The following is a 13,703-nucleotide window of genomic DNA, read 5'->3' on the forward strand; positions in this document are numbered from 1 at the left end:
GCCCCTGCAGCACGAGCTGCAGGGGCTTTTGTATGGCTACTTGAATAAATTTGTGAGGTCGTCCTTCAGGTTATCGAGGCCTTCGCGCAGTTCCTGCCAGGTGCTTTGGTTGTCTTCGGCAGTGGCCATTTTGGAGGCAATTAATTCCCGTTTCCGCTCCAGGCCGGCAATGTGCTGGTGGTAGGTGTGGTTTGAGTCGGCGGCGGTGGCGTTTGCTCTCCCTTTCAGCACTTTTATTTTACTGTCCAGCTCTTCCAGGCTCTGCTGTATCTCCTCACGCGTCAGGTGAGCGGGCGCTTTCATGTGTTCTGGTTTTAGAGGGTAGTGGTCCATAGCTTTCGTTAATTCGTTCTACACGCGCCCTTGTCAGGCTTTTCTATCTGTAATACTTATCTGGAGGCAAAAAGGATGTACCGATCCGCCGGCTTGTGGCGTAATTGCCCCAATTTTATCCCGTCATCAGAACACAGGCAGTTTTTCACCGTATCCTGTCACTTCACGTCATCCTTTTATGCCGAGACTTTGTGCCCAGACTGTTCGCGGAGGTATCGGTTGGGGTATATAGATCAGGCTTTGCTCCCAATCCAGCACGTTATGCAAGCCCTGCGGTGTGGATAAATACTGCTATGCATGTGGAACTATTACCGCCAGCGCACTGCTTTATAATTCGCGTTGCATGTACGAAATAAAAGTGTTTTTAAAATAAGCCAAAGTACCCGATATTTGGCTTAACTTTAACGAGCACCAGACTCTCTGGCAACGGCACCGCTGCTTATATCTTTAACATTAATTTTGAGGGTAGAAATATACACAGAATGAATTCATATAACACTCCTTTGGATCTGGTGCTGCTAGTAGACGACGATGAGACAACCAACTATCTGAACGAACGCTTATTGAATGAAATGGAGGTAGCCCGGGAAATCCGGATACTCAAAAACGGGAAAGAAGCGATTGATTATTTATCCAACGCCTATGCCTCGCCGCTTGACCCCGCGTTTAAGCGCCCCGACCTGATCTTCCTGGACATCAAGATGCCCGTTATGGACGGTTTCACCTTCCTGGAGGAGTACGAGCGGCGCGGGCTTGACATGGGAGACCATATGATCATCCTCATGCTCACATCCTCGGCCAGCTTCTATGACCTGGAGCGGCTCAAGAGCTTCAGGAAAGTGAAAAGGCATTTCTCAAAGGCGCTCACCAAGCACGATGTCCGTGAAATCCTGAGTGACTTTTTTAAGGTAAGGAAACAGTAGCATATATCGCCTGCTATACGACAAGAGGCGCAGCATTCGGTTGCTGCGCCTCTTGTCGTATAACACAGGTTCGGCTCCATTGGGATATGCGAACGCCGGGAGTTCAGGGGTTATATATAAATACGCCCGTGCATGGCGTTAGATGCTGTTTTCCGGAACGATCTCGTTGGTGGGCCATGTAAAGTGAAAGCGGCTGCCACGCCCCTCTGATTCAATCCACAGCTTGCAGTCCTTTACCTGTATTATCTTTTTGACGATGGACAGGCCAAGGCCCGAAGAGAAAGGCCTTGGGGTTTTGCTATCGGCTTCATACAGGTGCAGCACCTCCTGCTGCTTATGGGGCGGTATGCCCGGGCCGTTGTCCTGGACCGTGAACAAAATGAAGTCCTCTTTTACCTCACATGCTATATATACCTGTGCCTCCGCAGGCTTGTCGTGGTGTTTGATGCTGTTGCCAATGATGTTGCTGAAAACCTGGAACAGGAAGATCTCCTCGGTATGCAGCACCGGCAGTTCCTGCGGAATATGCACCTTGAAACCGGCGGGTAATTTGAAAGAAGACACTACCTGGTGCAGCAGCGTGTACAGGTCCACCTGGTTCTTTTGGATGCTTTGCCGGCCGGCCAGCGAATAGGCCAGTATGCCTGTGATCAGGCGGTCCATTTTTTGCGCTTGCTGGCGCAGCAATGGCAGCACGAGCAGCGCCTCCTCAGGCTGCTCGGCGTCAATACAGGCCTCCAGGGCCATGGCAATGCCATATATGTTCTGCAGCGGCGCACGCAGGTCATGCGATACCGTGTGGGCGAAGGCATCCAGGTTTTCGTTTACGAGGTGCAGCTGAGTGTTTTTCCTGTTCCGGTCCTGTAACAGCATGTTTATCTCGTCGTTGGACTGTTGCAGCCTGGCATTGAGCCGCCTGATCTCCTGCAGTTGCTGTTCTGCCTCGGTGTTGCGGATGCCCAATTGCTCCAGCACCTCCAGTAGTTGCATGTTCTGCTTTTTGATCTCAGCATAAGGCGAGATGTTCAGCTCCTGGTCAAACTCCACCACCCAGTTGTCGAGCAGCTGCTTTGATACGTTCGGGGCCAGGGAAGGCAGCCGCTTCCGAAGCATCACCCGGGTGCCCTTCTCAAAATCACTCTCTATATAAAAGGAGTCCACCAGCTTTTTGGAGTTGATAATACCAGAGCCACGGCCGGTGGGGGCGTGGGCTGCTTTGGAGAGAATATGGTCGAGGTTGCCGATGCCGCGGCCCCTGTCCGTAATCATCGCCTCCAGGTAGTTGGCGCCGGCCTCTTCCATCAGGCAAAACTGTATGCTGCCGCTGCCCACATACTCTACCACGTTCCGGCAGATCTCTGAGACGGCGGTGGCAAACTTTGTCTGGTTTACCTGCGCCAGACCCAGCCGCTCCGACAGCTGCATGGCCCGCTTATAAGCCAGCACCACGTCCAGCTCATTCGCAATGTTAATCTTTAGGATACTACGCGACATCTCTTGTTATATTTTGCCTTTACACACTATAACCAGGGCATCATCTGTCAGCCGGCTGTTCGTCTTATATAAAACGGCGGCGATGGTGGTGGCGTGATGACGGATCAGGTTAGGGAACCTGGTTAGATCCCACCGTGACCTGAGCCCGTCGGAATGCAGCACCAGCACCTTGTTCCGTTCCCAGTCCAGTTGCTGGTTGCTGATGGTGGTGGGGATGTTGTGCCCCAGAATGCCGTTATAGGAAATAATGTTCTTGTAGGAGGCGCCGGCCATGCTCCCGTCCAAGGTAAAGAGCTTGCCGGCGATGTTGCCGATGCCACAGTAACGGATGCTCTGTGTGCTGCCACTGATGTTGGCCGCCAAGCCCACGGCGCCACGCGTGCGCTTGATATTGTCGTGTATGTGGCGCAGGGCCTCGCTGGGGGAGGACTCCGGGCAGGCCAGGAAATGCTGTGCCGCCTGTTTCGAAGCCTCATGGGCGTTTGACCCGTGGCCAAGGCCGTCCAGGGCCAGCAGGTATAAATTCGCATCGCGCTGTACCAGGGCGAGGCCATCGCCGCAAACGATTTCGCCCGGCTTCGGCACCAGCACGTGCCCTACCTCGTAGCGGGGGGCGTTTTCCGCGGCTGCCGGAGGCTTCTTTCTGCCGCTTTTATATATCCTCGAAAACACGACGGTGCCAACGCCGGGCTGGGAGTAGATGTCGAACTCATCGGACTGCCTTCTGATTGCCCCCATGCCTTCACCTGCCGAGCCGTAAGTAGAGAAGCCGTCTTCCTGCATGCGGGCCGAATCCACCACACCGGGGCCGCTGTCGAGGCAAATTACCTCGATGCCGGTAATGGGGCTGCCTATTGGTTTTACCAGTAGCTCCCCGCCCTCAGTGGCAAACTTCGCCAAGTTCGTAACCAGTTCCGCGACCACGATGTTCACCTTGCCCACATCAGCGGGGGAGAAACCGTAGCTTTCGGCCAGGCGGGTAACGTCCCGCTTCGCTATACTGGAGTAGCTCTTGTCAGGGATTAAAAACTGCTGGTGCTGATTAACGTCCATTTTTCCAGTGGGTAACGGTGACACGGGTGCCCTCGTTGGGCCTGCTCTGTATGTCAAACTCATTGACAAGCCGCTTGGCCCCGGGTAAGCCGAGGCCAAGGCTTTTACCGGTCGAGAAGCCATCCCGCATGGCCTGCTGAATGTCAGCAATGCCGGGCCCTTCGTCTATAAAAGTTAATCGTATGCCACTCCGGGCATTCTTGCTGATGATTTCGATGTTGACCTGACCGCCGTTTGCATACTTGAGCATGTTGCGGACCAATTCGCTGGCAGCCGTGATCAGCTTTGTCTGGTTAATGAGGCTCATCCCGATTTTGGTACTGAACTCGCGCACCCGGTTGCGGAAAAGGACCACGTCCTGCTCCCGCACGATCTGCATCGTGTCCTTAGTCAGTACGATCATCCGGCTCTTCCACCTCGTCCTGCTCCTGCACCTGGTCAGGGCCGATTTTGTCCTGAAGCAACTCCATGCCCTTTTCCACATCCAGTGCCGTGTACACGCCCTGCAGCGTGAGCCCGAGCTCCACCAGCGTTATGGCAACAGCGGGCTGCATGCCCACCACCACTGTCTCGGCATCCATGATGCGCGACATGGAGGCGATGTTGCCCAGAATACGGCCCATGAAAGAGTCGACGATGCTTACCGCTGAAATATCTATGAGCACGCCCCGGGCATTGGTCTTGCTGACCATGCTGATGAGGTCGTTCTCCAGGTTCAGGGCCAGCCTGTCATAAAGGTCCACCTGAATGGTGACCAGCAGAAAGGGGCCCATCTTTAGTATCGGAATTCTTTCCATTTCCATATTAGCGCTTCAGTCCGAAGTTCATGATCCTTCCCTGAGACTTCACTTCTATTTTGTTCATGCTGAACGCTAGCTGCAGGGCGCTGGCCAGCGTGGCTTTTGTCTTGATGTTGGAGAGGTCGATGCCCAGGTGCACAATGGTTTGCGCAATCTCGGCCCGTATCCCGCTGATGATGCACTCGGCGCCCATCAGGCGGGTGGCGCTCACGGTCTTGATCAGGTGCTGCGCCACAAGCGAGTCTACGGCCGGCACACCGGATATATCCAGGATGGCGATGTTGCTGCCCGTGTTCACGATCTCCTGCAGCAGGTTCTCCATCACCACCTGCGTACGGGCACTGTCCAGGGTGCCGATGATCGGCAGGGCCAGAATGCCCTCCCACACGCGGATAACCGGGGTGGATATCTCGCTGATCTCATCGGTCTGGCGCAGGATCACCTCTTCCCGGCCTTTGATAAACGTCTCGAACGTGATGACGCTGAGGTCGTCGAGGAGCCTGTTCACGGTCATCATCTCCTTGTAGAGCTGGTCCGGCTGGTCGGCCAGCTGCTGCTCGAGGGTTTCGGCCAGGGCCTGCTTCAGGCTCAGCACATATAAACCGGTTTCGCGCGGACTAAAGCCCTGACGCGCCCGTGTGATAGAAATGTCTGACAGGATTTCAGTTACCGGCTCATACTCCAGCGCATAGATGTTGTCTACATTGCCCGATGCCATGGCTTTGCCCAATTCATCCAGCAATTCCTCTGATTGCCTATGCAGCTCTTCGTTCGAAATAAGGTCTTCGTGAAGTCCGTGCCCGGAGAGTTGATTGCTGATCCAGCTTTCGAGGATGGTTTTCTTCTTACGCTGTATTAATTGAGCCGTTATGTTCATGGTTGCGCGAAATGGTTTCCGAATAGATAGTGTATGTGGTGCCGGCAGCAGTGGGCCACGGGTCATATTTTCGCTAAAGGTAAACATTCTGCTGTACATACCCGCTGGATATATTTCAGAAAATACGCGAAAATGACTTGCGCGCCACATGGCCAGCGGGATGCTGCCGGGGCGCCGGCTGAAGAATCTGTTGTTGCCCCGCTGGTTTACGTATACAGGAGCTAGATATATAGAGAAAGAGCGAAATGAGAAAGACCTGTTTCAAGTGTATTTTGCCGCTCCTGCTGCTGCTGGGGGCCTGCGCGCCAGCCATACAGGTGAAGACCGAGCCTGCCGCTGATTTCCGGCTAAGCGATTACAAGACCTTTGCTTTCTACGAAGTGGATGCCTCCGGCGACGGCTTAGGGGACTCGTACCAGCCGCAGATCGATTACCTGCAGCAGGAAATAGCCGCGCAACTGGGGAAGCGCGGCCTGACACGCACCAACGCCGATCCTGATCTGCTCATAAACATAGGCGTGGTGGTAGACGAGGAGGTGCAGACGCGGGAAACGAACCTCCGGTCAGACCCGCCGAACTACATTGGGCAGCGCCGCTATACCTGGCGGAGCAAGGAAGTGGAGGTGGGCCGCTACAAGGAAGGGACCGTATCGGTGCACCTCGTGGACAGGGACCGGAACGAGCTGGTGTGGCAGGGCACGGCAGAAACCATCCTGCGGAGCAAACCGGAAAAACTGCAGGAGCAGATCGCCGATGGCATGGAAAAGCTTTTCAGGCTGGTGCCTTAGAGTCCGTTCGGTGCAAGGCTATATATAGGATAAGGTTAGTGAGTGCCTGAGCCCTGGTGGCTGCCCTGCTGTACGCTTACCACCCAGCCGATGATGATGAGGGCCGGGTGGGTCAGGTGGTTTGAGCTGATCAGTTCGGGCAGATCCTTCACCTGCCCGGTCACAGACCGCTGGTGGGGGAGCGAGGCATGCTGTATCACCGCGACAGGCACATCGCCCTTGCCCTCGTGCATATAGGTGGCGGCAATCTCGGCCGCCTTCTTCATGCCCATATAGATCACCACGGTGGCGTTGCTTTGCATGGCTAGCCGCAGGTCATCCGACAAGGAGCCGTCTTTCTTGGTGCCCGTGATGGCCCATATACCCTCACTCACCGCCCGGTGCGTGAGCGGAATGTCGTGCAGCCCGCTTGCCTGCATGCTTGTGATGCCAGGTATATAGTGTGTCCGGATGCCATGCTCCCGCGCAAAGAGCACTTCCTCAAAGCCTCTCCCGAATATATAGGGGTCTCCGCCCTTTAGCCGCACCACCATCCCTTTGCTGAAAGCCTTTTCCCTGATCAGTTCATGTATCGCCTCCTGCGATGTGAAGGCGTCATAGGGTCGTTTGCCCACATATATGTGCTCGCATGCGGGTTTTGTGATGTCCAGCAGTTCCTTGTTTGCCAGGTTATCAAAGAGCACCACGTCGGCCCGCTGCAATACCTTGTAGGCTTTTACAGTAATCAGTTCCGGGTCGCCGGGGCCGGCCCCCATGATATATAGTTCGGGCATTGTCATTTGGTCAGGCATATCTTCTCATGCTTCCTGCAGGTGGTTTATATACTTTTTCATCGCATTACTTTCGCTGGCCTGTCGTGCTGCCAGGCATGCAAGGGTGTGTCGGCTACAAATTTAGGCTTTCACTTGCTAGCTTCAAACCAGTTAGGCCCTTCTGTGCCGCCGCACCGGCACTTCATGACTCCAGCTATTGGGGGTTTTTCCCATCCGAGCCGAACTTTTACAGATGATTAGTTACTCACTCAGTATCAAACTCGTTAATTTTACGGTATATTTCAATTTTGAATAGCTTATATATGCTTTTGGTATAGGTTCTGTAAATGTAAGGGGTGTCACCTTTATAAATAGCATAAATAATAAATACCCCCTATTTTTATAGGGGGTATTTGAGTGATAGCTGCATAGTTATTTATTTTTAGTGTTAATGAAATAAAGGGTGTGTTAAATATTTTTAATTTTTTTTTAATTAGTCATAATATTAGAATAAGATAATTTATATGCCTTAAATAGCGTGTTTATGTCAAAATTATTAAATTATCAAAAACAACGATTCATTTTGATACATTTTCAATTTACATGCCTTATATAGATTGATAAATAATTATTACGTATGTTTGATTGAAAATATGGCAAAAACGCATTTAGGGCCAAAGAGTAAGATTTTCCGTGGTTAGCGAGCCAAGAGCGCCAATAGCTGACCCTTCTCAGACCTGGAAGCAGATTAAAATTGAAACTATGGATATGTCTCAGCAAGATTCCAAAACAATAGTAGTAGTAGGCAACGGGATGGTGGGCTACAAGTTTTGTGAGAAGCTTACCTCTAAAACTACCGCTTTCCGCATTGTTGTTTTCGGGGAAGAGCCGCGCCACGCCTACGACCGGGTGCACCTGAGCGAATACTTTAACGGGAAGTCTGCAGATGACCTGTCGATGTCGCACCTCGGGTGGTACAGCGAGCACAACATCGCCCTGCACCTCGGCGACACGATCACAGAGATCAACCGCGCTGAGAAAACGATCCATTCCTTGAAAGGTGTCTCGCTCTCCTACGATTACCTCGTGCTGGCCACCGGCTCTTCGGCCTTTGTGCCCGACATCCCCGGCGTGGAAAAGGACGGCGTGTTCGTGTACCGCACCCTCGAGGACCTCGACCAGATACAGACGTACGCCAAAGCAGCCCGGAAGGGAGCCGTTTTGGGCGGTGGGCTCTTAGGCCTCGAAGCGGCGAAGGCGCTCATCGACCTGGGTATAGAGGAAACACACGTGATAGAGTTCGCGCCCCGGCTGATGCCCCGGCAGATCGACTCCGCCGGCAGCGCCATGCTACAGTCCAAGCTGGAGCAGCTGGGCCTGAAGGTGCATATGAACAAGAGCACCAGCAGTATTCTGGGGGCCGACACGATAAAAGGGCTGCAGTTTGCCGATGATACCTCCCTTGATGTGGATATGCTGGTGATCTCGGCGGGCATACGCCCCCGCGATGAACTAGCCAAACTGGCAGGGCTGGAGACCGGCACGCGCGGCGGCATCGTGGTGAACGAGCAGATGCAGACCAGCGACGCCAGCATATATGCCATAGGCGAGTGCGCGCTATATGACGGGATGATCTATGGCCTAGTGGCACCGGGATATGAGATGGCCGAAGTGGTGGCCACGCAGCTATGCGCCGGCGAGAGAGCTTTCACCGGTTATGACATGAGCACGAAGCTAAAACTGATCGGGGTGGACGTGGCCAGTTTCGGAGACCCTTTTGTGACGGAGCCCGACAGCCGCTCCATCGTGTTCGAGGATTCCCATAAAGGAATCTACAAGCGCATCAACATCAGCAACGACGGCAAGTACCTGCTGGGCGGGGTGCTGATTGGGGATGCCGATGCCTATAACCTCCTGCTGCAGACGGTGAACAACAACATCGTGCTGCCGCCAAACCCGGAGGACCTGATCCTGGGCTCCAGGGGAGGCGAGGCCAGTGCGGGAGCGGGTGTAATCACCTTGCCGGATGAAGCGCTGATCTGTTCCTGCGAGGCCGTATCGAAAGGGGATATATGCGGCGCCGTGACCGACCTGAACGTGACGACGGTGGAGGGGATGAAGAAGTGCAACAAGGCCGGCACCGGCTGCGGCGGCTGCGTGCCGCTGGTGAAAGACCTGATCAACGAGACGCTCAAGGCAAACGGCACCTATATCAAGAACGTGGTGTGCGAGCACTTCGATTTCTCACGCCAGGAGCTGTTCGATCTGCTGAAGCTGAACCACATCAGAACCTACGACGACGCCCTGGACCATTTCGGGAAAGGCGATGGCTGCGAGTCCTGCAAACCCGCCGTGGCCAGCATCCTCGCCAGCCTCTGGAACGACGTGATCGTGAAGCAGCACACCATCCAGGACAGCAACGACCGGTACCTGGCCAACATCCAGAAAGGTGGTACTTACTCGGTGGTGCCCCGCATTCCGGGCGGCGAGATAACACCGGATAAACTCATCATCATCGGGCAGGTGGCCAAGAAGTACGGCTTATATACCAAGATCACCGGCGGCCAGCGCATCGACCTCTTCGGGGCGCATCTCAGCGACCTGCCGGATATATGGGAAGAGCTGATAGACGCCGGATTCGAGAGCGGCCACGCCTACGGAAAGGCGCTGCGTACGGTGAAGAGCTGCGTGGGCAGCACATGGTGCCGCTTCGGCCTGCACGACAGCGTGTCTTTTGCCATCGAGGTGGAAGAGCGTTACCGTGGAATCCGGGCACCGCACAAGATAAAAGGCGGCGTGAGCGGCTGTGTGCGGGAGTGCGCGGAGGCGCAATCGAAGGACTTCGGCATCATCGCCACCGAAAAAGGCTGGAACCTGTACGTGGGCGGCAACGGCGGCTCCAAGCCCCAGCACGCCCAGCTCCTGGCCACAGACATCGACAAGGAAACCTGCATCAAATACCTCGACCGGTTCCTGATGTTCTACATCAACACCGCCGACGCCCTGACCCGCACCGCCACCTGGCTGAACAAAATGGAGGGTGGCCTGAGCTACCTGAAGAACGTGATCATCAACGACAGCCTGGGAATATGTGCGCAACTGGAGACGGAGATGCAGGCCCTGGTGAACAGCTACCACTGTGAGTGGAAAGAGGTGGTGGAGAACCCGGACCTGCGCAAGCAGTTCGCCCACTTCGTGAACTCCCCGAAAGAGAAAGACCCGCATGTTGCTTTCGATACGATGCGCGAGCAGGTGAAGGCAAAGGAGTGGTAACAGCCGAACAATAGACTTAAATCATATATAAACTGAAATCATATAACCTTATGGAAGCAGTAATAGACATAGCAGTAGAGTGGGTTTTTGTTTGTAAAACAGACGATGTGCCTCAGAATGGCGGAGGCTGCGTGAAGGTTGGGAGTGAGCAGATCGCGATCTATAACTTCAGCCGCCGCGGCGAGTGGTACGCCACCCAGAACCTGTGCCCGCACAAGCAGCAGATGGTTTTATCGCGGGGGATGATCGGCAGCACCGGCGATACCTGCGAGCCGAAAGTGGCCTGCCCGTTCCACAAGAAAACCTTCTCGCTCCTCTCCGGCGAGTGCCTCACGGGGGAAGACTACCAGCTCAAAACCTACCCTGTGAAAGTGGAAGGCGACCGGGTGTATATTGGCATCGAGTAGGTGCGCCTAACAAGAGCTGTACGATAACAGAAAGGGGCGGTGCCAGCCTTGCCTGCACTGTTTCTTACCCTGACCATGTCTCCACCACCGGGAGCCTTTAGCCAGTTGCAAACTTCTGAAAGCCTGCCAAAGACCTCGCAGCGTGCGCAGCACCTGCGGGCGTCTGGGCAAGGGCTGCGCTTTCCTCATGCGGCCAGCAGGCACACACAATAATTTTCTCAGTCAACAAAGCCAATGCGTATGAGAGTACCCTTTACAAGAATTATTCTGCTTGTGCTAACGCTGCTGCTGATCGGCACGGAGGCGTCCTTCGCACAGTTCACGTTATCGGCCGAGATAAGGCCGCGCGCGGAGTTCCGCGACGGCTTCAAATCCGTGCAGGCCGAGGGCGAGTCGCCGGCCTTCTTCATTGAGCAGCGGTCGCGGCTGAACGCAGATTACCAGTCGGATAAAATCCGGCTGCGGCTGTCGCTGCAGGACGTGCGGGTGTGGGGAAGTACCAGCCAGATATATAAGGCAGACCCCAGCCTCATGAATGTATACGAGGCATATGGCGAATACAGCTTCACTCCCTTCCTATCGGTGAGGGTGGGGCGGCAGGAGCTCGACTACGACAACACCCGCTTCCTGGGGAACCTGGACTGGGCGCAGCAGGGGCGCAGCCACGACGCCGTTCGGTTTATATATGCCGACAGCACGGGATTTGCCCTGCATGCGGGGGCCGCCTTCAACCAGAACGTGCCGCTGGAGCCCGTAAAGCTGGAGGGCACGTTCTACGGGGGCATCGACAACTATAAAACCATGCAGTACCTGTGGCTGCACAAGGAGGTAAGCGGCGCTAAATTCTCCGCCCTGGTGTTTAACGACGGGCGCCAGCGCGCGGCAGACTCCACGGTGTTTTTCCGCCAGACCTACGGGGTGATCGCCGAGAAAACCCTTGGTGCTGTCGGGCTGGGGGGGGAGCTGTATTACCAGGGCGGCAAGGACCCCGCCGGCCGAACAGTGCAGGCTTACCTGGCCGCCCTGCGCGCCACCTTCGCCACAAAGCTCACCCCGCTCACTATAGGGGTGGATTATCTGTCCGGCTCCGATGCCGACGACACGCGCAACAAAGCCTTTGTGCCGCTTTATGGCACCAACCACGGCTTCTACGGGCTGATGGATTACTTCTATGTAGGCAACAACCACGGGCAGCAGGGGCGTACGGCCGGCCTGGCGGATTTCTACCTCAAAACCAGCTTTAAGCTGGGGGAGAAAAGCGCGCTGCTTGCCCATCTTCACCATTTCGAATCGCCCGCGACCATCTATAATCCGCAGGAGGGGGCCGGCAAGCTGAATTCACGGCTCGGCGAGGAGATCGACCTGGTCTATAACCTGAACGTGAGCCCCGAATTCAACCTGAAGGCGGGCTACTCCCAACTCTACGCCACCGCATCCCTGGACGCTTTGAAAGGCAAGTCCGGCGAGCGTTTTAATCAGTGGGCGTGGGTGATGCTCACGTTCAAGCCGACCTTGTTCAAACAGTAAGCCGCCCTTTGGGGCATATCATACAAAAAGAAACTACCTCTCACTATTAAAATTTATCATCATGAAGGGAACGAACAGAAAAGCCACCTCCATCAACTTGTTCAGCCTGAAGACGGTTCAGATGCGGACGTTCCACCTCTCGTGGCTCGCTTTCTTTCTGTGCTTTTTCGGCTGGTTCGGTATTGCGCCGCTGATGGCGGTGGTGCGCGACGAGCTCAGCCTCACAAAAGACCAGATCGGGAACATCATCATCTCCTCGGTGGCCATCACCGTTATCGCGCGCCTGGCCATCGGCTGGCTCTGCGATAAGATCGGGCCGCGCATCGCGTACACCGCCCTGCTGATTCTGGGTTCGCTTCCGGTCATCTTCATTGGGCTGAGCAACAGCTATGAGTCTTTCCTGCTGTTCCGGCTGGCCATCGGCGTGATCGGGGCTTCGTTCGTGATCACGCAGTACCATACCACCGTGATGTTTGCGCCCAATGTGGTGGGCACGGCCAACGCGACCACAGCCGGCTGGGGTAACCTGGGCGGCGGTATCACGCAAATGGTGATGCCGCTCATCTTCGCCGCCTTTGTGGCGGCCGGCTTTATCGAGGCGCAGGCCTGGCGTTATGCCATGGTGGTGCCGGGTGTGGCCATGATCCTGTGCGGGATCGCCTACTACCTCTATACCAAAGACTCGCCGGCAGGCAACATCGGCGACTTGTCGGATATAGCCGTTGCCAAAAAGAAAAAGGACACGGATTCTTTCTGGAAAGCGGCCGCTGATTACCGGGTTTGGGCGCTGTTCGTGCTCTACGGGGCCTGCTTCGGCATCGAGCTGACCATCAACAACATCGCCGCCATCTACTACCACGACTATTTCGCCCTCGACCTGGCCACTGCCGGCCTAATTGCCGGTTTGTTCGGACTGATGAACATCTTTGCCCGTACCCTCGGCGGCTATTTCGGGGACAAGGCCGGTATCCGCTGGGGGCTCTCCGGCAGGGTGTGGTTCCTCGGGGCAGTGATCCTGGTGGAGGGGCTGGCGCTGCTCGTGTTTTCGCAGATGACGGTGCTGCCGCTGTCTATCATGGCCATGATCGTCTTCAGCCTTTTTGTGCAGATGTCGGAGGGGGCTACTTTTTCGGTGGTGCCTTTCATCAACAAGAGAGCCATGGGCGCGGTGTCGGGCATCGTGGGGGCCGGCGGCAACGCGGGTGCCGTGGCGGCGGGCTTCCTCTTCAAGGTGGATAACCTGTCGTACCCCGAGGCCCTTTTCATCATCGGGCTGGTGGTAGCCGGCACCTCCATACTGGCGCTGCTGGTGCGTTTCTCACCGGAGATGGAGCGGGAGGCGCAGGCCGAAATGGACCTGCTGCTGGCTGAGAAGGAGACGATCATGGTTGCTGAACCCGCCTACGAGGTGGAGGAAGTCAGGTAATGCGAAAGTGCCCCTCTCGGGAGCAGGGCCTTTAGCTTCTACCCGAGCCG

The 13,703-nt window shown here is 55.4% G+C and carries 13 protein-coding genes; 6 read left to right on the top strand and 7 right to left on the bottom strand.

The features are described 5' to 3' along the window. Positions 1–36 precede the first annotated feature (36 nt). Entirely contained in the window at positions 37–303 is a 267-nt protein-coding gene (locus ABD920_RS06945) for a sll1863 family stress response protein (protein WP_345157818.1), read from the bottom strand. Positions 304–815: 512 nt separating this feature from the next. On the opposite strand from ABD920_RS06945, the gene ABD920_RS06950 reads away from it, so the two are divergent. Then, positions 816–1,256, top strand: a complete 441-nt coding sequence (locus tag ABD920_RS06950) for a response regulator (protein ID WP_345157819.1) — start codon at positions 816–818, stop codon at positions 1,254–1,256. A gap of 138 nt (positions 1,257–1,394) precedes the next feature. Here ABD920_RS06950 and ABD920_RS06955 read toward each other — a convergent pair whose 3' ends face one another. Genes ABD920_RS06955 through ABD920_RS06975 form a run of 5 tightly spaced genes read right to left on the bottom strand, consistent with a single transcriptional unit; the run spans position 1,395 to position 5,480 of the window. After that, on the bottom strand, positions 1,395–2,750 hold the full coding sequence (locus tag ABD920_RS06955) for an ATP-binding protein (protein ID WP_345157821.1): 1,356 nt from the start codon (positions 2,748–2,750) through the stop codon (positions 1,395–1,397). 6 nt (positions 2,751–2,756) lie between these two features. Next, entirely contained in the window at positions 2,757–3,803 is a 1,047-nt protein-coding gene (locus tag ABD920_RS06960) for an ATP-binding protein (protein ID WP_345157824.1), read from the bottom strand. Further along, complete coding sequence (locus ABD920_RS06965; RefSeq protein ID WP_345157827.1) at positions 3,793–4,206, bottom strand: anti-sigma regulatory factor; 414 nt, start codon at positions 4,204–4,206, stop codon at positions 3,793–3,795. The genes ABD920_RS06960 and ABD920_RS06965 overlap by 11 nt, the downstream gene beginning before the upstream one ends. Beyond that, positions 4,190–4,600, bottom strand: coding sequence for an STAS domain-containing protein (locus ABD920_RS06970; RefSeq protein WP_345158156.1), 411 nt, complete (start codon positions 4,598–4,600; stop codon positions 4,190–4,192). The genes ABD920_RS06965 and ABD920_RS06970 overlap by 17 nt, the downstream gene beginning before the upstream one ends. Before the next feature lie 7 nt (positions 4,601–4,607). Then, positions 4,608–5,480, bottom strand: coding sequence for an STAS domain-containing protein (locus ABD920_RS06975; protein ID WP_345157829.1), 873 nt, complete (start codon positions 5,478–5,480; stop codon positions 4,608–4,610). A gap of 245 nt (positions 5,481–5,725) precedes the next feature. On the opposite strand from ABD920_RS06975, the gene ABD920_RS06980 reads away from it, so the two are divergent. After that, positions 5,726–6,268, top strand: a complete 543-nt coding sequence (locus ABD920_RS06980; RefSeq protein ID WP_345157830.1) for a DUF4136 domain-containing protein — start codon at positions 5,726–5,728, stop codon at positions 6,266–6,268. A 35-nt stretch (positions 6,269–6,303) separates the two neighbouring features. Here the strand turns inward: ABD920_RS06980 and cobA are convergent, their stop codons facing one another. Continuing rightward, the gene (gene cobA, locus ABD920_RS06985) at positions 6,304–7,059 is read right to left on the bottom strand and encodes a uroporphyrinogen-III C-methyltransferase (protein WP_345157831.1); all 756 of its coding nucleotides are present in this window, start codon (positions 7,057–7,059) and stop codon (positions 6,304–6,306) included. Positions 7,060–7,788: 729 nt separating this feature from the next. On the opposite strand from cobA, the gene nirB reads away from it, so the two are divergent. The 4 genes from nirB to ABD920_RS07005 all read left to right on the top strand — a co-directional run bounded on the left by nirB (position 7,789) and on the right by ABD920_RS07005 (position 13,653). After that, the gene (nirB, locus tag ABD920_RS06990; RefSeq protein WP_345157833.1) at positions 7,789–10,293 is read left to right on the top strand and encodes a nitrite reductase large subunit NirB; all 2,505 of its coding nucleotides are present in this window, start codon (positions 7,789–7,791) and stop codon (positions 10,291–10,293) included. A 50-nt stretch (positions 10,294–10,343) separates the two neighbouring features. Then, the gene (gene nirD / locus ABD920_RS06995; RefSeq protein ID WP_345157835.1) at positions 10,344–10,700 is read left to right on the top strand and encodes a nitrite reductase small subunit NirD; all 357 of its coding nucleotides are present in this window, start codon (positions 10,344–10,346) and stop codon (positions 10,698–10,700) included. A 240-nt stretch (positions 10,701–10,940) separates the two neighbouring features. Further along, a complete protein-coding gene (locus ABD920_RS07000; protein ID WP_345157836.1) occupies positions 10,941–12,227 on the top strand; it encodes an alginate export family protein in 1,287 nt (428 codons plus the stop codon). Between the two features lie 61 nt (positions 12,228–12,288). Beyond that, positions 12,289–13,653 carry an MFS transporter gene (locus tag ABD920_RS07005; protein ID WP_425568568.1) on the top strand — a complete coding sequence of 455 codons (1,365 nt, stop codon included), beginning with the start codon at positions 12,289–12,291 and terminating at the stop codon, positions 13,651–13,653. The last annotated feature ends 50 nt before the right edge of the window (positions 13,654–13,703 follow it).

This window comes from Pontibacter saemangeumensis, assembly GCF_039541895.1.
Lineage (GTDB): Bacteria > Bacteroidota > Bacteroidia > Cytophagales > Hymenobacteraceae > Pontibacter > Pontibacter saemangeumensis.